Below are 22,161 nucleotides of genomic sequence, written 5' to 3'. Positions count from 1 at the left end.
GGGCGTCGCGCGCACCGGCCAAGATGAGGGCGTAGTCAGCAAGGGAGACGGCACGTGTCTGCAATCAACAGTTTCGGCTCGAAGAACACCCTCACGGTCGGGTCCACCGACTACGAGGTCTACCGCATCGACGCGGTCGAGGGTTCTTCGAAGCTTCCGTTCAGCCTCAAGGTCCTGCTCGAGAACCTGCTCCGCACCGAGGACGGTGCGAACGTCACGGGTGACCAGATCCGGGCCCTCGGCTCGTGGCAGCCCACCGCCGAGCCCGACACCGAGATCCAGTTCACGCCGGCGCGCGTGGTCATGCAGGACTTCACGGGGGTGCCCTGCATCGTCGACCTCGCCACCATGCGAGAGGCCGTCGCCGAGCTCGGCGGAGACCCGACCAAGATCAACCCGCTGGCACCGGCCGAGCTCGTCATCGACCACTCCGTCATCGCGGACCTCTTCGGCTCCGAGAACGCGCTCGAACGCAACGTCGAGATCGAGTACGAGCGCAACGGCGAGCGGTACCAGTTCCTCCGTTGGGGGCAGACGGCCTTCGACGACTTCAAGGTCGTCCCGCCGGGCACCGGCATCGTCCACCAGGTCAACATCGAGTACCTGGCGCGGGTCACCTACAGCCGCGAGGTCGGCGGAGTGCTGCAGGCGTACCCCGACACCCTCGTCGGCACCGACTCGCACACGACGATGGTCAACGGCCTGGGCGTGCTCGGCTGGGGCGTCGGGGGCATCGAGGCCGAGGCCGCGATGCTCGGTCAGCCCGTGTCGATGTTGATCCCCAAGGTCGTCGGCTTCAAGCTCTCCGGCTCGATCCCGACCGGCGTGACGGCGACCGACGTGGTGCTCACCATCACGCAGCAGCTGCGCCGGCACGGCGTCGTCGGCAAGTTCGTCGAGTTCTACGGCGAAGGCGTCGCCGAGGTGCCCCTGGCCAACCGGGCGACCATCGGCAACATGAGCCCCGAGTTCGGTTCGACGGCGGCGATCTTCCCGATCGACGACGTGACCCTCGACTACCTGCGTCTGACCGGGCGCTCCGAGGAGCAGATCGACCTCGTCGAGCAGTACTCCAAGCTGCAGGGCCTGTGGCACGACCCCTCGACCGAACCCGTGTTCAGCGAGTACCTCGAGCTCGACCTCGGGACGGTCGTCCCGTCCATCGCCGGGCCGAAGCGTCCGCAGGACCGCATCGAGCTCACCGAGGCCAAGTCGCAGTTCGAGGTCGACCTCGAGAACTACGCCACGACGGACCACTCGCACGTCGACGCCGCGGTAGAGGGCACGTTCCCGGCCTCCGACCCGATCGGCTTCACGGCCGAGGACGACGACGACGCCCAGCCGCACTCGATCTCGCACACGTCGCACGCACCGGCCAAGGTCTCCAAGCCCACCTCCGTGGCACTCGGCGACGGCTCGACGTTCACGCTCGACCACGGCGCCGTGGCCATCGCTGCCATCACGTCGTGCACGAACACGTCGAACCCCTCCGTCATGCTCGCCGCGGGCCTGCTCGCCCGCAACGCCAGCAAGAAGGGGCTCAAGGCCAAGCCGTGGGTCAAGACGACCCTCGCGCCCGGGTCGAAGGTCGTCACGGACTACTACGAGAAGGCCGGCCTGACCACCTATCTCGAGGACCTCGGTTTCTACACCGTCGGCTACGGCTGCACGACCTGCATCGGCAACTCGGGCCCGCTGCTCGACGAGATCTCGACGGCGGTGCAGGACAACGACCTCGCCGTCACGGCCGTCCTGTCGGGCAACCGCAACTTCGAGGGTCGCATCAACCCCGACGTCAAGATGAACTACCTCGCCAGCCCGCCGCTCGTCATCGCGTACGCCCTCGCCGGGTCGATGAACTTCGACTTCGAGAACGACGCCCTGGGCACCGCCGACGACGGCTCCGACGTCTACCTCCGCGACATCTGGCCCGACGCGGCCGAGGTGCAGCAGACGATCGACTCGTCCATCGACACGGGGATGTTCACCCACGAGTACGCCGGGGTGTTCGACGGCGACGAGCGCTGGCGCTCCCTGCCGACCCCGACGGGCGCCACCTTCGAGTGGGACTCCGAGTCGACCTACGTGCGCAAACCTCCGTACTTCGAGGGCATGACGATCGAGACCACGCCGGTGACCGACATCCAGGGCGCCCGCGTGCTGGCCAAGCTCGGCGACTCGGTCACGACCGACCACATCAGCCCCGCCGGGTCGATCAAGGTCGACAGCCCGGCCGGCCACTACCTCGACGAGCACGGCGTGGACCGCAAGGACTTCAACTCGTACGGGTCCCGTCGAGGCAACCACGAGGTCATGATCCGGGGCACGTTCGCGAACATCCGCCTCAAGAACCAGTTGCTGGACGGGGTCGAGGGTGGCTACACCCGCGACTTCACCCAGGCCGAGGGGCCGCAGTCGTTCATCTACGACGCCAGTGCCCGCTACCAGGAGCAGGGCACGCCCTTGGTCATCCTGGGCGGCAAGGAGTACGGCTCGGGCTCGTCCCGGGACTGGGCCGCGAAGGGCACGAGCCTGCTCGGGGTCAAGGCGGTCATCACCGAGAGCTTCGAACGCATTCACCGGTCGAACCTGATCGGCATGGGAGTGGTTCCCCTGCAGTTCCCGCAGGGCGAGAGCTGGGAGTCGCTCGGTCTCGACGGCACGGAGCAGATCGACATCGTCGGCATCGAGCAGCTCAACGAGGGCACGACGCCGAAGACGGTCCACGTCACGGCGACCCCCACCACCCATTCGCCCGCGGGCAAGCAGCCGGTCGAGTTCGACGCCGTCGTACGCATCGACACCCCCGGCGAGGCCGACTACTACCGCAACGGTGGCATCCTGCAGTACGTCCTGCGCAGCCTGGTCTGAGCGACGGACCCCGCAGTGACCAGGCCCCCGGACGATCGCCCGCGTCGTCCGGGGGTCGCACGGCGTTCTCGCCGGTCGCGTGCCTAGACTTGCGTGATGCCCGAGAGGGCCGAGAGGGAAGGCCAGCATGAGCCTGCTGCAGACGATCACGGGGCCTCGTGACCTCGACCGCCTGACGAACGAACAGATGGTCGAACTGGCCGCCGACATCCGCCGGTTCCTCGTGACCGAAGTGTCGAAGACCGGGGGCCACCTCGGGCCGAACCTCGGCGTCGTCGAGTTGACGTTGGCCATGCACCGGGTGTTCCACTCGCCGCACGACGCCTTCGTCTTCGACACCGGCCACCAGTCGTACGTCCACAAGCTCCTCACCGGTCGCCAGGACTTCTCGGGGCTCCGGCTCCGGGGCGGTCTCGCCGGATACCCTCAGCGGTCCGAGTCCGAGCACGACATCGTCGAGAGCTCACACGCCTCGAGTTCGCTCTCGTGGGCCGACGGCATCTCCCGGGCCTTCCAACTGACGGGCCGGGACGATCGGCACGTGGTAGCCGTCGTGGGCGACGGCGCGTTGACCGGGGGCATGACGTGGGAGGCCCTGAACAACATCAGCGACGACAACGACCGCCGCCTCACCATCGTGGTCAACGACAACGGCCGGTCCTACGCCCCGACGATCGGAGGAATGGCCCGTTTCCTCAACACGGTCCGCACCCGCCAGGCCTACCGCGAGCTCCACGTCGGCAGCAGGGCCGTCTTCGACCGACTCGGACATCCGGGTCGTGCGGTCTACCGCGGCGTCCGGGGTGGTCTGCACGGCTTCCTGAGCCGGTTCACGAACAACGAGGCCCTCTACTCGAACCTGGACATCAAGTACATCGGGCCGGTCGACGGTCACGACCAGGTCGCCATGGAAGAAGCGCTGCTCCAGGCGAAGAACTACGGGGCGCCCGTGATCGTGCACGCCATCACCGAGAAGGGCCGGGGATTCGATCCGGCGCGCGCCGACGTCGCCGACCAGTTCCACGCGGTCGGGCAGATCGACCCCGAGACGGGCGAACCCCTCGAGGCGGCCACCTCGCCGTCGTGGACGTCGGTCTTCGCCGACGAGATCGTCGACATCGCCGAGCACGACGAGAAGGTCGTCGGCATCACGGCGGCGATGCTGCGTCCGGTGGGCCTGCACAAGCTCGCCGAACGGTTCCCGAAGCGGGTCTTCGACGTCGGCATCGCCGAACAGCACGCGGTCACGAGTGCCGCGGGTCTCGCGTTCGGTGGACTGCACCCCGTCGTCGCGCTGTACGCCACCTTCGTGAACCGAGCCTTCGACCAGGTGCTGATGGACGTCGCCCTCCACCGGGCCGGTGTCACCTTCGTCCTGGACCGCGCCGGTGTGACCGGACCGGACGGCCCGAGCCACCACGGAATGTGGGACCTCGCCCTCCTGCAGATCGTGCCGCACATCCGTCTGGCCGCCCCTCGTGACGCGACGCGACTCCGCGAAGAGCTCCGGGAGGCCGTGGCGGTCGACGACGCTCCCACCGTCATCCGGTTCTCGAAAGGCGCCGTCGGCGTCGAGCACGACGCCGTCGAACGACTCGAGGACGGTGTCGAGGTGCTGCGACGCACCGGCCGTGACGACGTCCTCATCGTCTGCGTCGGCCCGATGGCCGGCATCGGACTCGAGGTCGCCGAACGACTGGAGGCCCAGGGCATCGGTGCCACGGTCGTCGATCCTCGATGGGTCGTCCCCGTCCCGGCCAGCATCATCGAGCTGGCGGCGGCCCACCGGCTCGTCATCACGATCGAGGACGGCGTGCGGGTGGGCGGGATCGGCACCCGTGTGCGACAGGACCTCCGTGGCGCAGGCGTCGACACGGCCGTGACCGAGTTGGGACTGCCCGACGAGTTCCTCGAACACGGGTCCCGGGCCGAGATCCTCGACGAGGCCGGCCTCACGCCGCAGCACATCGCTCGCGACGTCGTCGCCCAGGTGCTCGGCAGCCGAATCCCGGTGGCGAGGCCACTGGACGAGACCGCTGCCGCGTCTCGGCACGAGGATGCCCGGCACGACTGAGCCCCGGTGCGGTGTCACGCCACACGACAGACGTCGAACGCCCCGTCCCTCTCGAGACGGGGCGTTCGGCGTGGGTGGTCTACTCGACGCCGCGGATCGCGGGTTCGTGGAAGTCGCGTCCCCGCACCCGACGTGAGGCACCGACCCGGTCGAGGTACGGCGTGACCCCGCCCATCTGGAACGGGTACCCGGCGCCGAGGATCAGGCAGAGGTCGACGTCCTCGGCCGCGGCCACGACGTGGTCGTCGAGCATGCGCCCGACCTCGTCGGCGAGACCGTCCTCGATGCGGACGCGCAACTCGTCGTCGGTCAGGGCCGTTCCCGGTCCGGCGGCGAGGGCGACGGCCTTCTTGTCGAATCCCTTGCGACGGCCCTTCGAGTCGCGTTCGAAGATCGTGCCGTGCTCGGCCAGGCGGTGCAGTCCGTCACTGGCGAAGAACCGGTCGGGGAAGGCGGCATGGTGGGTGTCCAGGACGTGCGCCCCGACGGTCAGTCCCACCAGCTCGAGCAACTCGAACGGCGTCATCGGGAGGCCGAACGGCGCCGTCGCCCGATCGACGACCTCGAACGGCGTCCCCGTCTCGACGGCGTGCATGGCCTCGCCCAGCAGCTTGGCCAAGATGCGGTTGACCACGAACCCCGGGGTGTCGGCCGTGATGACGGCGTTCTTCCGCAGGGCCTTCGCCGTCACCATCGCCGTGCTCAGCGTCTCGTCGTCGGTCGCCGGGGTCTTGACGACCTCGACGAGGGGCATCACCGCGACCGGGTTGAAGAAGTGGAATCCGACCAGTCGCTCGGGATGAGCGAGGCGCGCCCCGATCTGCTCGACACTGAGCGACGACGTGTTGGTCGCCAGCACCGTGGTGTCCGAGACGACGGCCTCGACGTTCGCGAACACCTCCTGCTTGACCGACAGCTCTTCGAACACGGCCTCGATGACCCAGTCGGCGTCGGCGAAGTCGGCGAGATCGGTCGTGCCCGTGATGAGCGCCTTGAGGCGGTTGGACTCGTCCCGCGAGATCCTGCCCCCGCCCTGCAACTCGTCGATCTCGCCTCTGATGCGGGCGAGTGCCGCGTCGACCCGAGCCTGGTCGAGGTCGGTGATGACGACCGGGACGCGCAGACGGCGCACGAAGAGCAGCGCGAACTGGCTCGCCATGAGTCCGGCGCCGACGATGCCCACCTTGCCGATCTTTCGGGCGAGGTCGGGGGAGGGCGCACCGGCGGGCTTCTTGGCCCGCTTCTGGACGAGATCGAAGGCGTACATGCTGGCGTGGAACTGGTCGCCTGCCACGAGGTCGGCCAGCGCTTCGTCCTCGGCCGCGAAGCCGGTCGTCCGGTCGGTGTTCTTCGCGGCCTTCAGCAGGTCGAGGGCGGCGTAGGGCGACTTCGCGACGGTGCCGATCTTCGACTCGAGCGACTTGCGCGCCACGGAGATCGCGACGTCCCACTTGACGGCACGCTCGAGCCTGCCCGGGACGTTAGGACGCTTGACGGTGACGCGGCCGGTCAGCACCCCGTCGGCCCACCGGATGCTGTCCTCGAGGAAGGACGCGGGGCCGAACATCGCGTCGACGATGCCGAGTTCGAGCGCCTGGGCGGGCTTCAGGGTGCGGTTGTTCTTCAGGGGGTTCTCGATGACGACCTTGAGGGCGTTCTCGATGCCGATCAGGTTCGGCAACAACCAGGCGCCACCCCACCCGGGGATGATGCCGAGGAAGACCTCCGGCAGGGCGATGGCGGCGGCCGACGAGTCGACCGTGCGGTAGTCGGCGTGCAGCCCGATCTCGACGCCACCGCCCAGGGCGAGCCCGTTGACGAAGACGAACGTGGGCACCGGGGCGTCGTGCAGCTTGCCGAGCACGGCGTGGCCGAGCCGGGCGAGCTCGCGGGCGACCTCGCGGCTGGGGATAGCGCTCACCTTGCTGAGGTCGGCACCCGCCGCCAGGAAGTACGGCTTGCCCGTGACGGCGATCGCCGCGATCTCACCCGAGGAGGCGCGGCTGCGGACGGCGTCGAGGGTCGCGCCGAACTCGTGCAGCGTCGCGGGCCCCAGCGTGCTCGGCCGGGTGTGGTCGCGGCCGTTGTCGAGGGTGATGAGGGCCAGGACGCCGCCAGAGGGCAACGGCACGTCGCGGACGTAAGAGTGCGTGACGACCTCGTCGGCCGACAGCTCGGTCAGTTGTTCGGTCGCCGTGCTCATGCGCGTGCCGCCTTCTTCGAGTAGTGGGGGTTCTCCCAGATGACGCTGCCGCCCTGACCGAGGCCGATGCACATGGCCGTGAGGCCGTACCGCACCTCGGGGTGCTGCTCGAACTGGCGGGCGAGCTGGATCATCAGCCTCACGCCCGAGGACGCGAGGGGGTGACCGACGGCGATGGCCCCGCCCCAGGGGTTCACGCGCGGGTCGTCGTCGTCGATGCCGAAGTGGTCGAGCAGGGAGAGGACCTGCACCGCGAACGCCTCGTTCAGTTCGAAGAGGCCGATGTCGTCGATCGACAGCCCCGCCTTGCGGAGGGCCTTCTCGGTGGACGGCACGGGACCGATGCCCATGATCTCGGGCTCGACGCCGGCGAAGGCGAAGCTGACGAGACGCATCTTGGGGGTGAGCCCGAATTCCTTCGCGGCGGCACCCGACGCCATCAGGCTGACCGTCGCCCCGTCGTTGAGACCCGACGAGTTGCCCGCCGTGACGCGGCCGTGCGGCCGGAAGGGAGTGCGCAGCCCGGCAAGACCCTCCATCGTGGTCTCGGGTCGAGGCGCCTCGTCTCGGGTGGCGAGCCCCCAGCCCTGGTCCGTCTTGATGGCCACCGGGACGAGGTCGGGTTGGATCTGGCCGGCGTCGTAGGCCGCTGCGAGCTTCTGTTGCGATCGCAGGGCGTACCGGTCGGAGCGCTCCTTCGTGAGCTGGGGGAACCGGTCGTGGATGCGCTCCGCGGTGTTGCCCATGTTCAGGGCCTCGCCGCTGACGAGCTTCTCGGCGGCGAAGCGCGGATTGGGGTCGGCGGCGAACCCCATGGGGTGACGCCCCATGTGCTCGACTCCGCCGGCGAGGGCGACGTCGTACGCGCCGAAGGCGATGCCGCCGGCGACGCTCGTCACGCTCGTCATGGCGCCGGCACACATCCGGTCGATGGCGTACCCGGGCACGGACTGGGGGAGACCCGCGAGGAGCGCCGTCGTGCGTCCGAGGGTGAGGCCTTGATCGCCCTGTTGAGTGGTCGCCGCGATGGCGACGTCGTCGATGCGTTCGGGCGGCAGGGACGGGTTGCGTTCGAGCAGACCCTTCATCGCTTTGACGACCAGGTCGTCGGCGCGGGTCTGCCAGTACATGCCTTTGTCGCCGGCCCGACCGAATGGGGTGCGTACCCCGTCGACGAACACGACATCGTTGCTCTCGGCCACAGTGCCTCCAGTGTCAGGATCTGGTCCTGATCTTAGGGACGACGCCGGGGGCCCGAGAATCGTTCGAGCAATCCTACGAAGCGCCGTCGCCCGTCGCCTCGGGCTCTTGGTGGGCGTCGACAAAGGCCTCGGCGACCGCCTCGGCCACGGCCTCGACCTGCCAGGTCCGCGCACCGAGCTCGACGAGTGCGGCCGCGATGGTCGGTGCGTCGAAGGGGATGGGCGGGTCCCAGGCCAGCCGGCGCAGGGTCTCGGGTGTGAGCAGGTTCTCGACCGGCAGGTCGAGCCCCTCGGCGATCTCGGTCACCTTGGGGCGGACGGCCTTGTAGCGCGCGTCGGCCAGCGGGTTCTTGTCCGCCCACGATCGGGGCGGGGGGAGGGTGTCGCTCGCCGGCCCCCGGTGCGAGGGCAGGTCCGTCGTCTCACGGCCGCGTTCGATCGCCGCGAACCAGCGGTCCAGCTCACTGCGACTGGCTCGGCCGACGAACTCCTTGATGCCGGCGAGGGACCGTTTGTCGGTGGGCATCGCCTTCGTGGCGGCCAGGAGCGAGGAGTCCGGGACGAGACGGCCCGGGGCCGTGTCGATCTCGCGCGCGTAGTCGTCCCGCGCCTGCCAGAGTTCACGAGCCACGGCGAGGGACCGGGACCCGCGCAGGCTGTGCAGCCCGGTCAGTCGACGCCACGGGTCGACCTTCGCGGGCTTTGCCTCCCGCCTCAGGGTCGCGTCGAACTCCTGGCGCGCGATCTCGAGCTTGCCCGCGTCCGCGAGGACCGCCTCCATGGCGTCCCGGAGGTCGACGAGCAGCTCGACGTCGAGAGCCGCGTAGACGAGCCAGCTCTGCGGCAAAGGTCGCGTCGACCAGTCGGCGGCACTGTGTTCTTTCGCGAGGTGGACGCCCAGGAGCTGTTCGACGACGGCACCGAGCCCGACCTTGGGGAGCCCGGCGAGGCGCGCACCCAGTTCGGTGTCGAAGATGCGGCTCGGATCGAGGCCGACCTCGCGCAGGCACGCGAGGTCCTGGCTGGCGGCGTGGAGCACCCACTCCTCGTCGCCGATGACGGCTTGCAGTTCGGCGAACGAGCCGATGGCGGGTGGGTCGAGGAGGAACACCCCCGAGCCGCGTCGGAACACCTGGATGAGGTAGGCCCGCTGCGAGTAGCGATAGCCGGAGGCGCGCTCGGCGTCGATCGAGACCGGCCCGGTCCCGGCGCGGATCGCCTCGACGGCGGCCAGGTACCCCTCGCGGTCGTCGATGACGGTCACCTCGCCGTGCTGCGAGTCGGCGGTCTCGACGACGGGTCGGACGGAGACCCGGGGGCGGGTGTCGCGCGGCTCGGAGCCGTGGGGTGCTGCCGCGTCGGCCGCCGCCGCGTCTGGTGCGGCCTCGTCTGGTGTCGCTGTGGTCATGTCTCCGCTGTTCTCTCCGGGGGCGCTGTTCTGTTCCGGTGGTTCAGTCTCGTCCGACCCGCCTCGAGGCGAGGAGGGTGACGCCCTCGACGGTCGGGGGCAGGCCGGCGAGCGTGCAGATCAGCTCGCTCCAGGCCTCGATGTGCGGGGCCAGGTCGGTGGTGGCGGGGCTCCAGGACGCCCGGAGTTCGAGCTGGGCCCCGTCACCGTGGTTGGCCAGCTCACCGTATCCGGTCGAGAGGATCTTGGTGGCGGTGCCCGATGCCCGGTCGTAGACGGCACCGCGGGCGTCGAGGCTGTCGACGAGCCAGGACCACGCGACGTCGGCCACGAACGGATCGAGGGCGATCTCGGTCTCGAGGGGCGCCTGCGCGAAGCTGACGACCCGGAAGGGTCCGCCCCACGCCTCGGGTTCGTCGTCGTCGTAGAGCAGCACGAAGCGTCCGGTGCCGAGGTCGGGGTCCGGGCGACCGGACGCGCCGATGACGTCCCCGGCGAGGGCCAGGGCGTGGGGCGCGAGGCCGTTCGGAGCGGGGATCTCGGTCACGGTGAGGGCGTCCCGCGCGGCGGCACGGTGGACGGACTCGACGGCCGCGGCGAACGCGGGCGGGCGGGTCGACGTCGGGGGGATCTCGGACACCTTGGAAGACTAGGGTCGATCCCGAGGGCGACCCCCGCGGCACGCCGCGCCCGGCTCAGCAGATCCACAGGTCTCCCCGCTCCATCTCACGCCGTCCGAGGAGCCGCCCGTGAACCGCCCCGCATCCACCGGTCGACGGGGCGTCGGCCCGCTCGCCGTCGTCTCGATCGCGGTCGGGGGCACCATGGTGGTGTCGTCCGCAGCCCTCGTCTCGGGGATCGTCGCCATCGCCCGGAAGATCGTCACCCCTGCCCGGAGGCGACGCGACGACGTGCGCATCGAGGCCCACGACGCCGTCGCCGGGACGATCACCCTGCGTTCGACGCCCGACACGCGCCTCCCCGGTCGCTACAGCTTCTGGTACGACCGGGGCCGAGGGCACGCCCGCATCGGTGAGGTGGTGCACGACGACGGCCGGCACGTCGAACGTCGGGTCGAACACGGGGACGGCGCCGGGGGCGTCGAAGGAGTCGAGGCATCCGGCCTGCGGCGCGCCCACCGGGGTCGCATCGGCGGCTGGCTGTACCCGACGCCGCACGACGCGGGCCTCACGGCCGACGAGGTCGTGGTCAAGACCGAGGTCGGTCCGGCGCCCGCCTGGCTGGTCCCCGCCGAGGGCGGGCTCGACGGCCCGTGGATGATCGGGGTGCACGGTCGCGGGGTGACGCGCGCCGAGACGATCCGTGCGGCACCGGTCTTCCGGCGAGAGGGCTTCACCTCGCTCCTCGTGTCGTACCGCAACGACGGCGAGGCGCCCCGTTCGCCCGACGGCCGTTACGCCCTGGGCGACTCCGAGTGGCGCGACGTCGAGGCGGCGATCCGGTTCGCCCTCGACCACGGGGCGACGTCCGTCGTGCTGATGGGCTGGTCCATGGGTGGGGCGCTGGTGTTGCAGGCCGCCACCCGCTCCACCCTGCGCGGCGCCGTCTCGGGTCTCGTGCTCGAGTCGCCCGTCGTCGACTGGCGGACGACGCTCGCCTACCAGGGCGCGGCCATGCGGGTGCCGGGGATCGTCCAGGGTCTGGTGCTGCGCCTCCTGGGGTCGCCCCTGCTCTGCCGGCTGGCCGGCCGCGCCGAGCCCATCGACTTCGACCGGCTCGACCTCGTCTCACGCGCGTGCGAGCTCGACCTCCCGGTGCTGGTGCTGCACAGCGACGACGACGGCTTCGTGCCGTCCACCGCCTCACACGCGCTGGCCGAGGCCCGGCCCGACATCGTGACCTTCGAGGTGTTCGACGTCGCCCGGCACACCAAGCTCTGGAACCTCGACCCCGAGCGGTTCGAGGGGGCGATCGGTCGATGGCTCGACCGTCAGCGACTCGCGGGTCCACCGTCCACCGACCACCGCGCGTAGAGCGTGCTCTGCTCGTCGACCAGCAGTTGGCCGAGCACGAGCGACGCCGGGTCGAAACGTTCGCGACCGAAGACGGGCAGGCCGCTGCCGATCACGACCGGCGAAGTCGACAGGCACAGCTCGTCGACGAGGCCGTCCCGGAGGAACTGCCCGGCGAGCGAGGGGCCGCCCTCGCAGACGAGCGAACGGAGGCGCTGCTCGCGCAGGCACCGGAGGATCGCGGCGGGCTCCAACCGGCCGCCGTCGTCGGTCGCCGACAACACGCGGGCGGCCGCCCAGATCGCCTCACCGAGGGTCTCGCGGACCCGTGCCCGCGCGGATTCGGGGCAGACCACGACGACCCGCTCGGCTTCGGCCGGGTCCATCCGGTGGCCGGAGAGGTCGCCCGACGCCGTGACGACGACGAGTCGCGAGGACTTCGGCACCCGGTAGCCCTCGGCGCGCACGCTCGCCGCACCGACGAGGACACCGTCGGCGAGCGAGCGGATGGCGGCCAGGATCGTGCGGTCGGTGGCGTTGCTCAGCGTCTCGGAGGTGCCGTCGGACCCCGCGGCGTCACCGCTGACCGCCGCGATCAGGTTGAGTCGCAGCCACGTCTCGCTCGGCGGGGCGTACAGCTCGCGGATCCGGGCGGGGGTCGAGTCCTCGTCGATCTCGAGCTCGAGCCCGACGTCGCCGGGACGTCCGAGGGCGTGCAGCACCCGGAGCGTCACGCGACGGCGGTCCGTTCGCGGATCTGACGCTTGGCGCGGCCGAGCAGCGCGGTCATGCCGCGGATGCGCAGCGGGCTCACGGCCTCGGTCAGGCCGATCGTCTGCGGGTAGTCGTCGGGGACGTCGTCGAGCACCTGCTCGACGGTCAGTCCGTCGAGCCCCTGGGCGAGGATCGAGGCGAAGCCCCGGGTCGTCGGCGCCTCGCGCGGTGCCGTCGCGTGCAGGTGCACCCGACCGTCGGTGACCTCGACGAACAGGAACACGGGGGACTGGCACTCGACCACCCGTTCGAACAGGTCGGGATGGTCGGCGTACCGGGCGGGCAGCTCGGGCAGCTCGTTCGAGAACTCGAGCAACAACTGAAGACGGTTCCGCACGTCGAGGGCGAGGAACTCCTCGCGGATCTCGACGAGCGCCTCGGGCAGGGCCGCGTCGGTCACCGGGCCGGCACCTCGCCCGGCTCGGTGCCCTGCACGATGGGGACCCGCACGGCGCTGCCCCACTCGGTCCAGGAGCCGTCGTAGTTGCGCACGTCCTCGAAGCCCATCAGGTGCGTCAGGACGAACCAGGTGTGGCTCGACCGCTCACCGATGCGGCAGTAGGCGACGACCTCGTCGCCGTCGGAGAGGCCCGCCCCGTCGCGGTAGATGGCGTCGAGTTCGGCGAGAGGCCGGAAGGTGCCGTCGTCGGCCGCGGCCTTGCCCCACGGCACGTTCTGGGCGCTCGGGATGTGACCGGCACGCAGGGCGCCCTCGTCGGGGTAGGCCGGGGCCGTGGTGCGCTGGCCGGAGAACTCCTCGGGCGAGCGCACGTCGATCAGGGGTTTGCCGAGGTGCGCCAGCACGTCGTCCTTGTAGGCGCGGATGACGCTGTCGTCCCGCTCGACGACGGGGTAGTCGGTGGCCTCGACCTCGGGCGCCTCGGTCGTGTAGTCGCGTCCCTCGGCCTCCCACTTCGCGCGGCCGCCGTCGAGCAGACGGACGTCCTGGTGCCCGAAGAGCGAGAAGACCCACAGCGCGTACGCGGCCCACCAGTTGTTCTTGTCGCCGTAGATGACGACCGTGCTGTCGCGCGTGATGCCGCTGCGGCTCATCAGCGCGGCGAAGCCCTCGCCGTCGACGTAGTCGCGCTGCACCGGGTCGTTGAGGTCGAGGTGCCAGTCGATCTTGACGGCGCCGGCGATGTGGCCGGTCTCGTACAGGAGGACGTCCTCGTCGGACTCGACGACGACGAGCCCGGGGGTGCCGAGGTGCTGCTGCAGCCACTCGGTGCCGACGAGACGCTCGGGATGGGCGTACTCGCCGAAGCGGGCGGACGTGTCGTGCTCGACGGCCATGGTGTCTCCTTGTGCGGGGGTCGGGGTGGAGCCGACGCCGGGCGACGCGTGGTGCCCGGCGGCGTAGGATCGCCTCTGGTCGGCCCCGTCGAGGTTACGCATGCCGCGTGACCGTCGCCCGGGAACCGTACGACTCTGACACAGATCCCCGCCCACCCCACCGCGAGGCCGCGCCCATGCCCCCCGAATCCGTCAGCACCCTCGTCTCGCTGAGCGACCGCACCCCGACGATCACGGGGGCCGAGATCGTGACGCAACTCGTGCCTCCTCGTCAGTTCGCGGAGGCCTCGCTCGAGAACTACCGGCCCGACCCGGCCTTCGCCTCCCAGGCCGAGGCGGTGGCCGCCGTGACGGCGTTCGGAGGCGCGGGTCCCGACGCGCCGCGGAGGGGCCTGTTCCGCAAGAAGCCGGCTGCCCCGGCCGTGCGTCCCGGCCTGTACCTCGACGGCGGCTTCGGCGTGGGCAAGACCCACCTGCTCGCCGCCCTCTGGAACCGCACGCCCGGCCGGCGGTACTTCGGCACCTTCATCGAGTTCACCGCGTTGGTCGGCGCCGTCGGCTACGCCGGGGCCGCGTCGCAGCTGAAGGGCGCCGCCCTGGTCTGCATCGACGAGTTCGAGCTCGACGACCCGGGCGACACCATGATGATGACCCGACTGCTCGGCGACCTGGCCGACGACGGCACGCGCATCGCCGCCACCTCGAACACGCCGCCCAACGCCCTCGGTGAGGGCCGGTTCGCCGCCGCCGACTTCCTCCGCGAGATCCAAGGGCTCAGCGACAAGTTCTTCACCCTGCGCATCGACGGGGACGACTACCGGCGTCGCGAGGTCGAGGCCCGGGCGCACGTGGTCGACGACGTCGACGCGGCGGCGGCCGCGCTCGGCGGGACCGTGTCGCTCGACGACTTCGACGGCGTGGTCGCCCACCTCGCGACGGTCCACCCCAGCAAGTACGTGAAGCTCGTCGACGACCTCGACGCGGTGGGGCTCCGTGACGTCCACGTCCTCACGAGCCAGGTGGACGCCCTGCGCCTCGTGGCCTTCGTGGACCGCCTGTACGACGCGCAGATCCGGGTGGTGGCCTCGGGCACGCCCCTCGACCAGGTCTTCTCGGACGAGATGCTCGCCGGCGGCTACCGCAAGAAGTACCTGCGCGCCGTGTCGCGCTTGGTGGCCCTGACCTCGCTCTGACGGGATCCCCACCCCGCACCGGGCATCCGGTAACACGTTGTTTACCTGCGCCCGAATCGTGTTACATCGGGGAAACAATCCCGCACACGGCCCGAAACCTCTCCCCGCGACACTGGGGGCCGCACCGGACGAGAGCGTTCGTCACCACAGCCCGTGAACCCACACGGTCGACCTCGACGTCGGTGCCTCCCCGGCTCCGAAACTCGAGAGGTGACCCACCCATGGACCAAGGCAACACCGCCTTCATGTTGATCTGCGCGGCACTCGTGCTGCTCATGACCCCCGGCCTGGCCTTCTTCTACGGCGGCCTCGTCAAGGCCAAGAGCGTCATCAGCATGATGATGCTCAGCTTCGGCGCGATGGGCCTCATCGGCGTCCTGTGGGTGCTCTTCGGCTATGCGATCGCCTTCGGCAACCCGACCTCGATCCCCGGTGGGAGCGAGAGCTTCGTGGGCGTCCAGGGCCTGATCGGCCTCGACGTCGCGAACCTCGGCCTCGGCGCCGCCTTCGAGGACAGCCTGGACCCGACCGGCGCCTACCCGACGATCGCCTTCGCCGCCTTCCAGGCCACCTTCGCGATCATCACGGTGGCCCTCATCTCGGGCGCCATCGCCGACCGCGCCAAGTTCGGGGCGTGGATGATCTTCGCCGGCGTCTGGGCCACGGTCGTCTACTTCCCGGTCGCCAGCTGGGTCTTCAACTTCACGAAGGACGCCGACGGCAACACCGTCGGTGGCTGGATCGCCGCCATGGGCGTCATCGACTTCGCCGGCGGCACGGCCGTCCACATCAACGCCGGTGCCGCGGCCCTCGCCCTGGCACTCGTCCTCGGCAAGCGCGTCGGCTTCGCCAAGGGTGCCGACAAGCCGCACAACCCGCCCTTCGTCCTGCTGGGTGCCGGGCTGCTCTGGTTCGGCTGGTTCGGCTTCAACGCCGGCTCCGAGCTCGCGGCCGACGGCGTGGCCGCCCTGGCGTTCCTGAACACCATCGCCGCACCGGCCGCCGCCGTGCTCGGCTGGCTGGTCGTCGAGAAGCTCAAGGACGGCAAGGCCACCTCGGTCGGCGCCGCCTCGGGTGCCGTCGCCGGCCTCGTCGCCATCACCCCGGCCTGCGCCGCCCTCACCCCGGGGTGGGCCGTCGTCCTCGGCGTCGTCGCGGGTGCCGTCTGCGCCCTCGCCATCGACCTCAAGTTCAAGCTCGGGTTCGACGACTCCCTCGACGTCGTGGGCATCCACCTCGTCGGTGGCCTCATCGGGACGCTGTACCTCGGCATCTTCGCGAACGACACCGGCCTCATCTTCTCGCACACCTTCACGCAGCTCGGCATCCAGGCCCTCTCGGCCCTGGCCGTCATGCTCTACTCGTTCGTCCTGGCCTTCGTCATCGGCTTCGTCATCGAGAAGACCATCGGCTTCCGCGTGAAGAACGAGGACGAGGTGGCCGGCATCGACCTCGCCCTGCACGGTGAAGAGGGCTACGTCCTCGAGAACTCGCGCGCCTGACCCACGTCGCACGACGAACGGCCCCGGTCCTCGGACCGGGGCCGTTCTGCGTCCCGACCGCGGCAGAACGCAGGAGGCGCGGTGCGCGACCGCGTCGCACCGCGCCTCCTGCGGGTGGTCGCCCGGTCGGACCGGGCCCGGGTCTCAGGTCAGCGAGAACCAGACCGTGGTCTCGCCCGGCACCTCGGTGACGCCGGCGAGCGTGTCGTGCAACGGCTCGCTGGAGGCCAGGACGCGTGCCCCGGTGGGCAGGTCGACCGGGCCGCCGCCGAAGTTCGTCAGCGAGTGCCACCCCTCGTGGCGGGAGAAGCGCACGACGTCCTCCGAGGTGTCGTCGGCCCAGAGGAAGGCCTCACCGCGCTGCAGCTCGCGGCGGAGGGCGAGGGCGCGTCGGTAGATCGACAACGTGGACTCGTCCTCGTCGTCCTGCACCGAGACGGCGAGGTCCTCGAACCACTCGGGTTGCGGCAGGTGCGGGGCGTGGTCCCCGAAGCCCAGGGCGGGCTCGCTCGTGTCCCAGGGCAGCGGCACCCGGCTGCCGTCACGGCCCTTGCGCCGGTGGCCCGTGCGGACCCAGACCGGGTCCTGCAGGTCGTCGGGACGCAGGTCGGCCACCTCGAAGAGGCCCAGTTCTTCTCCTTGGTAGACGTAGGCCGAACCCGGGAGGGCGAGCATGAGCAGCGTCGCCGCACGGGCCCGACGGAGGCCCGCATCGGGGTTCAGAGTGGGTCGGCGACCGTCGCTCAGCACGAAGGCGTCGAGGTCCTGCCCCTTCGGCAGGCCGTAGCGCGTGGCGTGACGGACGACGTCGTGGTTCGAGAGCACCCACGTGCTCGTCGCCCCGCTGACGGCCGCCTGCTCGAGGGTCGACGCGATGATGGTCCGGTACTGGTCGGCGTCGAAGTCGGCGCGCGTCAGGGCGAAGTTGAAGGCCTGGCCGAGCTCGGTGGGGCGGGCGTAGAGCGGCACCCGCTCGGGCTGCACCCAGGCCTCGGCCACGGCGCTCCGGGGCGGGTCGTACTCGTCGAGGACCCGGCGCCACCCCTCGAAGATCGTGTGCACCTCGTCACGGTCGTAGAGCGGATCGCTGCCGTCGACCGGCAGGAGCTGACGTTCGGCCGCGTCGCGGAGGGGCTCGGTGAGGTCCTTCGCGAGCCCGTGGGCGACGTCGACCCGGAATCCGTCGACGCCACGGTCCGACCAGAACCGCAGCGTGCGTTCGAAGTCGGTGCGGACCTCGGGGTTGCTCCAGTCGAGGTCGGGTTGCTCGGGGGCGAACAGGTGCAGGTACCACTGTTCGGGCGTGCCGTCGGGGCGCTGCAGGCGGGTCCAGGCGCCACCGCCGAAGTTCGAGACCCAGGTCGACGGGGGAGTGTCTCCTCCCTCGCCGAGGCCGTCCCGGAACACGTACCGGCCACGGGCGGCGCTGCCGGGCTCGGACGCCACCGCCTCACGGAACCACTCGTGGTCGCTCGAGGTGTGGTTCGGGACGATGTCGACCACGACCCTCAGCCCGGCCGAGTGGAGGGCGGCGACCATCTCGTCGAAGTCGTCGAGGGTGCCGAGGCGGGGGTCGACGTCGCGGTAGTCGGCGACGTCGTACCCGCCGTCGGCGAGCGGTGACGGATAGAAGGGGCTCAGCCAGACGGCGTCGACCCCGAGCCGCTGCAGGTACGGCACGCGCGAGGTCACGCCGGCCAGGTCACCGATGCCGTCGTCGTTCGCGTCGGCGAAGCTGCGCGGATACACCTGGTACACCACGGCCTGCCGCCACCAGTCGGCGTCGGGGACGGGCGTGGGGCGGGTCGCGGCGGCGCGGGAGGTGGGGGAGTCGGTCATGGGGCGAGGATGCCACGTCTCGGCAGTGGGCGGCGTCGATGCTCCGACGGCGGCACCGGGCCGGGGATCGCGGGCCAGGAACGACGAAAGGCCCTGCAGGAGCAGGGCCTTTCGATGGTGATCGTGGGCGATACCGGGCTCGAACCGATGACCTCTTCCGTGTGAAGGAAGCGCGCTACCAACTGCGCCAATCGCCCGTGTGGGACTCGACGATGCTAGTGCATCGCGGTGCTCGAACGCCATTCGGCCGGTCGTCGAGGTCACCGTCGTGAGCTGCCCCGTGATCGATCAAGACACGAACTTCCCTCGATTTGGTTTCTGCCCCGGGGTGTGGGTATTGTTCTTTTGCACGCAGAAATGCAAAGCGAAATGCGGATGTGGCGCAGCGGTAGCGCATCACCTTGCCAAGGTGAGGGTCGCGAGTTCGAATCTCGTCATCCGCTCGAGTGTAATGCTCACCAGAGGGTGGTCCACCGACTGGTGGCCTCCCTCTGGGGGGCTACTCGTATGGTGGAGTGGCCGAGAGGCGAGGCACCGGCCTGCAAAGCCGTTCACGCGGGTTCAAATCCCGTCTCCACCTCCATTCGATCTAGACCTAGGTCTAGACTCTATGTTGCAATTGAATAGTGCGGTTCGAGGGAAGATTCTCGGATCGTTGAGACATGAGCGATTGGCGCAGCGGTAGCGCGCTTCCCTGACACGGAAGAGGTCGCTGGTTCGATCCCAGTATCGCTCACACACAGAAAGCCCCGGCCTCGGCCGGGGCTTTCGTCATGTCCGGGCTTCTTCTCTCACGGGGTGGCCCGCCTCTCCTGCCGAGAGGCCACGACCTGTCGCCCACCTCACGATGCGAGCGACGGGTCGTGACGTCCCGCGGCATCCGCCTAGGGGGTGTCGGTCCCCGTCCCGAGACCGACCCCGTTGCCCCGGCCGTTCCCGTTCCCGTTCCCGTTGGTGCCCGGGCCGCCGTTGCCGCTGTTGCCGGGCCCGCTGTTCCCTCCGGGGACGTCGACGCCAGGGACGTCGACCGTCGGGGGCGTCACGGGGTCGACGGTCGGCTGCGTCGTCGGCTCGACCGGCGCCTCCTGGGTGGGGCTCACCTCGTCCGAGGGAGCCGGGTCGACCGGTGAGTCGTCGGTGGAGTCGTCGGACGGTGACGGCGAGTCGACGTCCGACGACTCGGACGGCGTCGTCGACGGATCCGTCTCGACGCTCGGACTCGTGCTCTCCGTCGGGTCCACCGTCCCACCGTCGCGGGTGGCGGCCCAACCGATGCCCGCCGCCAGCAGCCCGGCGACGACGATCGCCGCCAGCACGAGGGGCCAACGCCGACGCTTCCGGGTCCCGTCGTCCGCCGTGACGTCGGCGACCAGGTCCGTGGCGTCGGCGCGGGAGGCCGCCCCCGCCCCGAACACCTGCGTGCGGGCATCGTCCCGGGCCAGGACGCGAGTGGGGGCGTCGCCTCCGGGCAGGGCAGCCGTCGGCACGTCGGGAGCGGCCATGACGCGCGTGACGGCTTCGGTCGACCCGGCGCCCTCGACGGCCAGCGTGCGGGCCGCTCGGGCGACCTCGGCGGCGGCCGGACGGTCGTCGGGTGCTCGCGCGGTCATGCGCGTCAACAGTTCCGCCCACCCCGAGCCGATCGAGGCCGGGATCTCGGGGTCGCGGGTGAGACGGGCCATGACCGACTCGACGACCGACCCCGTGAAGACGCGCCGCCCGGTCAGCGCCTCGACCAGCACCAACCCGAGCGAATAGACGTCGGACGCGGGGGCCGGCGGACGCCCCTCGGCCTGCTCCGGGCTGACGAAGGCGGCGGTGCCCATCAGGGTTCCCGTGGCCGTCACCCGCGTCGAGTCGATCAGGTAGGCGATGCCGAAGTCGGCGAGCTTGGCCCGTCGGGGGTCGCCTTCGTGGTGCGGCGCGGCGAGCAGGATGTTCGCGGGCTTGACGTCCCGGTGGACGACGCCGGCGCGGTGCACCGCCGCCAGGCCGTCCGCGACGTCGCCGAGCACCGCCGCGGCCTCGGCGTGCGACAACGGACCGTCGGCGAGCACGGTCTGCAGGGTGGGGCCGTCGACGTACTCCATCACGAGGTAGGCGTCGTCGTCGTGGCCGTCGCCCTCGACCCGGGCGTCGTAGAGCGTGACGAGCCCCGGGTGGTTGAGGGAGGCGAGGAGGCGCACCTCGCTGACCTGGCGGCTGAGGTCGTGGACGTCGTGCCCGTCCGAGGAGAAGAGCTTGACGGCGACGACCCGGCCGAGCTCGAGGTCGCTCGCCCGGTAGACGGCCCCCATGCCTCCGCGCCCGACGATCGCGTCGAGGCGGTAGCGACCGCCGACGGTCGTGCCGAGGCGGGGATCGGCCTGCTCGCGGGGGCTCATGCGCCCGCTCCCGTCGACGCGCCGGGGAGCACGGGAGGAGTGCTGCCACCCGACCCCCGACTCGCGACCCGACGGGACACCACGGCGTCGAGCACCGTCTCGGCCACGGCGGTCTTCGACCCCTCGGCCTCGGACACCACGTCACCGTCGGCGTCGATCACGACGACGGCCGTGTCGTCGCTGCCGAAGCCGGTCGTCCAGCCCACCGTGTTGAGGACGAGCAGGTCCGCTCCCTTCCGCCGCTGCTTGGCGCGCCCGAGCGAGAGCAGTTCGTCCCGGTCGGCGGCCGTCTCGGCCGCGAAGCCGACGACCACCTGCCCCACGGCCCGACGGGCGACGAGCCCGGCCAGGACGTCCGGGGTCCGGACGAGACGGACGGTCAGCTCGTCGCCCGAGTCGTCCTTCCGGATCTTCCCGTCGGCCACCGACGACGGCCGGTAGTCCGCCACCGCGGCCGCCATGATCACGACGTCCGCCGCCGGGGCGTGCTCGCCCATCGCGGCGTCGAGCTCGAGGGCGGTGCCGACCTCGACGACGTCGATCGTCCCCTCCGTCTCGAGCGTCTGCCGCACGGCTCCGTCGAGTGCGGCCGCGACGACGGTGACGTGGGCACCGCGGCGGGCCGCCCCGAGGGCGAGCGCCGCCCCCTGCGTACCGCTCGACCGGTTGCCGACGAACCGCACGGGGTCCAGGGGCTCACGGGTGCCGCCGGCCGAGACGACCAACCGGAGGCCGTCCAGGTCGCCGACCCGCGCCTCCTGGTCCCGAGCACCCGGGGCGACGGCTCGCGGGGCGTCGGGGGAGCCCGGGCCGGTCACGAGGGCGAGTGCCGCGGCGACGATCTCGTCGGGTTCGCTCAGCCGGCCGGGCCCCACGTCGCCCCCGGTCAGCGGCCCGTCGTCCGGCCCGACGACGGTCACCCCGCGCGACCTCAGCAGGTCGACGTTCGCGACCGTCGCCGGGTTCCGCCACATCTCGGTGTGCATGGCGGGCGCGACGACGAGCGGCGCGGTGCTCGCGAGGATCGTCGTGCCGAGCAGGTCGTCGGACAGGCCGTGGGCGATCTTCGCCAGGGTGTGGGCGGTCGCGGGGGCCACGACGATCAGGTCGGCGCGCTGCCCCAGGGCCACGTGCCGCACCTCCGCGACGTCGTCGAAGACGGACGTGTGAACCGGGTTGCGGCTCGTGGCCTCCCAGGTGGGCGCCCCGACGAAGCGCAGGGCGGCCTCGGTCGGCACGACGTGGACGTCGTGCCCCCGCAGCACGAGGCCGCGGACGACCCCGACGGCCTTGTACGCCGCGATGCCGCCCGAGACGCCGACGACGACGGACAGGCGACGCGGGGCGTCGGCGGGGGAGGAGCGGGGGTGGTCGTGCGTCACGGTGGGCCTCGTCGATCGATGCGTCGGTCGGCCGACCCGGTGCCGGGTCGGTAGCGTTGC

General features: G+C 70.9%; 15 protein-coding genes and 4 tRNA genes. 8 read left to right on the top strand and 11 right to left on the bottom strand.

Features of this window, described 5'->3' with window-relative positions; genetic code table 11:
- Nucleotides 1–54 precede the first annotated feature (54 nt).
- Together acnA and dxs are read left to right on the top strand one after the other, a co-directional pair.
- A complete protein-coding gene (gene acnA, locus ASL10_RS06195; RefSeq protein WP_056045449.1) occupies nucleotides 55–2,871 on the top strand; it encodes an aconitate hydratase AcnA in 2,817 nt (938 codons plus the stop codon).
- 127 nt (nucleotides 2,872–2,998) lie between these two features.
- The gene (gene dxs, locus ASL10_RS06190) at nucleotides 2,999–4,945 is read left to right on the top strand and encodes a 1-deoxy-D-xylulose-5-phosphate synthase (RefSeq protein WP_056045446.1); all 1,947 of its coding nucleotides are present in this window, start codon (nucleotides 2,999–3,001) and stop codon (nucleotides 4,943–4,945) included.
- 79 nt (nucleotides 4,946–5,024) lie between these two features.
- On the opposite strand, the gene ASL10_RS06185 is transcribed toward dxs, so the two are convergent.
- The 4 genes from ASL10_RS06185 to ASL10_RS06170 form a co-directional block, all read right to left on the bottom strand.
- On the bottom strand, nucleotides 5,025–7,148 hold the full coding sequence (locus ASL10_RS06185; protein WP_056045443.1) for a 3-hydroxyacyl-CoA dehydrogenase NAD-binding domain-containing protein: 2,124 nt from the start codon (nucleotides 7,146–7,148) through the stop codon (nucleotides 5,025–5,027).
- A complete protein-coding gene (locus ASL10_RS06180) occupies nucleotides 7,145–8,350 on the bottom strand; it encodes a thiolase family protein (protein ID WP_056045440.1) in 1,206 nt (401 codons plus the stop codon). The genes ASL10_RS06185 and ASL10_RS06180 overlap by 4 nt, the downstream gene beginning before the upstream one ends.
- 73 nt (nucleotides 8,351–8,423) lie before the next feature.
- Nucleotides 8,424–9,758: an HRDC domain-containing protein gene (locus ASL10_RS06175; protein WP_082460233.1), complete on the bottom strand. Its 1,335-nt coding sequence runs from the start codon at nucleotides 9,756–9,758 to the stop codon at nucleotides 8,424–8,426.
- Nucleotides 9,759–9,801: 43 nt separating this feature from the next.
- The gene (locus tag ASL10_RS06170) at nucleotides 9,802–10,398 is read right to left on the bottom strand and encodes a DUF3000 domain-containing protein (protein ID WP_056045437.1); all 597 of its coding nucleotides are present in this window, start codon (nucleotides 10,396–10,398) and stop codon (nucleotides 9,802–9,804) included.
- 109 nt (nucleotides 10,399–10,507) lie between these two features.
- Here ASL10_RS06170 and ASL10_RS06165 point away from each other — a divergent pair, with 109 nt between their 5' ends.
- Nucleotides 10,508–11,752, top strand: coding sequence for a S9 family peptidase (locus ASL10_RS06165; RefSeq protein ID WP_235452485.1), 1,245 nt, complete (start codon nucleotides 10,508–10,510; stop codon nucleotides 11,750–11,752).
- On the opposite strand, the gene ASL10_RS06160 is transcribed toward ASL10_RS06165, so the two are convergent.
- Genes ASL10_RS06160 through ASL10_RS06150 form a run of 3 tightly spaced genes read right to left on the bottom strand, consistent with a single transcriptional unit; the run spans nucleotide 11,710 to nucleotide 13,801 of the window.
- Nucleotides 11,710–12,465: a dihydrofolate reductase family protein gene (locus ASL10_RS06160; protein ID WP_056045434.1), complete on the bottom strand. Its 756-nt coding sequence runs from the start codon at nucleotides 12,463–12,465 to the stop codon at nucleotides 11,710–11,712. The genes ASL10_RS06165 and ASL10_RS06160 overlap by 43 nt on opposite strands.
- Entirely contained in the window at nucleotides 12,462–12,905 is a 444-nt protein-coding gene (locus ASL10_RS06155) for a SufE family protein (RefSeq protein ID WP_056045431.1), read from the bottom strand. The genes ASL10_RS06160 and ASL10_RS06155 overlap by 4 nt, the downstream gene beginning before the upstream one ends.
- Entirely contained in the window at nucleotides 12,902–13,801 is a 900-nt protein-coding gene (locus ASL10_RS06150) for a sulfurtransferase (RefSeq protein ID WP_056047468.1), read from the bottom strand. Before ASL10_RS06150 ends, ASL10_RS06155 begins: the two co-directional genes overlap by 4 nt.
- Before the next feature lie 176 nt (nucleotides 13,802–13,977).
- Here ASL10_RS06150 and zapE point away from each other — a divergent pair, with 176 nt between their 5' ends.
- Nucleotides 13,978–14,994 carry a cell division protein ZapE gene (zapE, locus tag ASL10_RS06145; RefSeq protein ID WP_056045427.1) on the top strand — a complete coding sequence of 339 codons (1,017 nt, stop codon included), beginning with the start codon at nucleotides 13,978–13,980 and terminating at the stop codon, nucleotides 14,992–14,994.
- Between the two features lie 221 nt (nucleotides 14,995–15,215).
- Nucleotides 15,216–16,496 (top strand): ammonium transporter, encoded by a 1,281-nt coding sequence (locus tag ASL10_RS06140; RefSeq protein WP_056045424.1) that lies wholly within the window; start codon nucleotides 15,216–15,218, stop codon nucleotides 16,494–16,496.
- Nucleotides 16,497–16,640: 144 nt separating this feature from the next.
- On the opposite strand, the gene ASL10_RS06135 is transcribed toward ASL10_RS06140, so the two are convergent.
- Together ASL10_RS06135 and ASL10_RS06130 are read right to left on the bottom strand one after the other, a co-directional pair.
- A complete protein-coding gene (locus tag ASL10_RS06135) occupies nucleotides 16,641–18,335 on the bottom strand; it encodes an alpha-amylase family glycosyl hydrolase (protein ID WP_056045420.1) in 1,695 nt (564 codons plus the stop codon).
- A gap of 124 nt (nucleotides 18,336–18,459) precedes the next feature.
- Nucleotides 18,460–18,532 (bottom strand) — tRNA-Val (locus ASL10_RS06130).
- A gap of 174 nt (nucleotides 18,533–18,706) precedes the next feature.
- Here ASL10_RS06130 and ASL10_RS06125 point away from each other — a divergent pair.
- The 3 genes from ASL10_RS06125 to ASL10_RS06115 all read left to right on the top strand — a co-directional run bounded on the left by ASL10_RS06125 (nucleotide 18,707) and on the right by ASL10_RS06115 (nucleotide 19,071).
- Nucleotides 18,707–18,778, top strand: a tRNA-Gly gene (locus ASL10_RS06125).
- 66 nt (nucleotides 18,779–18,844) lie between these two features.
- Nucleotides 18,845–18,918: transfer RNA gene (locus ASL10_RS06120), tRNA-Cys, on the top strand.
- Between the two features lie 81 nt (nucleotides 18,919–18,999).
- Nucleotides 19,000–19,071, top strand: a tRNA-Val gene (locus ASL10_RS06115).
- Between the two features lie 148 nt (nucleotides 19,072–19,219).
- On the opposite strand, the gene ASL10_RS06110 is transcribed toward ASL10_RS06115, so the two are convergent.
- A complete protein-coding gene (locus ASL10_RS06110; protein ID WP_056045416.1) occupies nucleotides 19,220–20,719 on the bottom strand; it encodes a serine/threonine-protein kinase in 1,500 nt (499 codons plus the stop codon).
- Nucleotides 20,716–22,053 (bottom strand): bifunctional phosphopantothenoylcysteine decarboxylase/phosphopantothenate--cysteine ligase CoaBC, encoded by a 1,338-nt coding sequence (gene coaBC / locus ASL10_RS06105; RefSeq protein WP_056047462.1) that lies wholly within the window; start codon nucleotides 22,051–22,053, stop codon nucleotides 20,716–20,718. The genes ASL10_RS06110 and coaBC overlap by 4 nt, the downstream gene beginning before the upstream one ends.
- Between the last annotated feature and the right edge of the window lie 108 nt (nucleotides 22,054–22,161).

Source organism: Frigoribacterium sp. Leaf8 (genome assembly GCF_001421165.1).
In the GTDB taxonomy this organism is placed as follows: domain Bacteria; phylum Actinomycetota; class Actinomycetes; order Actinomycetales; family Microbacteriaceae; genus Frigoribacterium.
This window is presented reverse-complemented; position numbering and strand designations above follow the sequence as displayed.

Coding starts and splice junctions, on each gene's coding strand:
- ASL10_RS06150 (WP_056047468.1), bottom strand. CDS start 13,801: ATGGCCGTCGAGCACGACACGTCCGCCCGCTTCGGCGAGTACGCCCAT.
- ASL10_RS06110 (WP_056045416.1), bottom strand. CDS start 20,719: ATGAGCCCCCGCGAGCAGGCCGATCCCCGCCTCGGCACGACCGTCGGC.
- ASL10_RS06140 (WP_056045424.1), top strand. CDS start 15,216: ATGGACCAAGGCAACACCGCCTTCATGTTGATCTGCGCGGCACTCGTG.
- ASL10_RS06175 (WP_082460233.1), bottom strand. CDS start 9,758: ATGACCACAGCGACACCAGACGAGGCCGCACCAGACGCGGCGGCGGCC.
- dxs (WP_056045446.1), top strand. CDS start 2,999: ATGAGCCTGCTGCAGACGATCACGGGGCCTCGTGACCTCGACCGCCTG.
- ASL10_RS06185 (WP_056045443.1), bottom strand. CDS start 7,148: ATGAGCACGGCGACCGAACAACTGACCGAGCTGTCGGCCGACGAGGTC.
- zapE (WP_056045427.1), top strand. CDS start 13,978: ATGCCCCCCGAATCCGTCAGCACCCTCGTCTCGCTGAGCGACCGCACC.
- ASL10_RS06135 (WP_056045420.1), bottom strand. CDS start 18,335: ATGACCGACTCCCCCACCTCCCGCGCCGCCGCGACCCGCCCCACGCCC.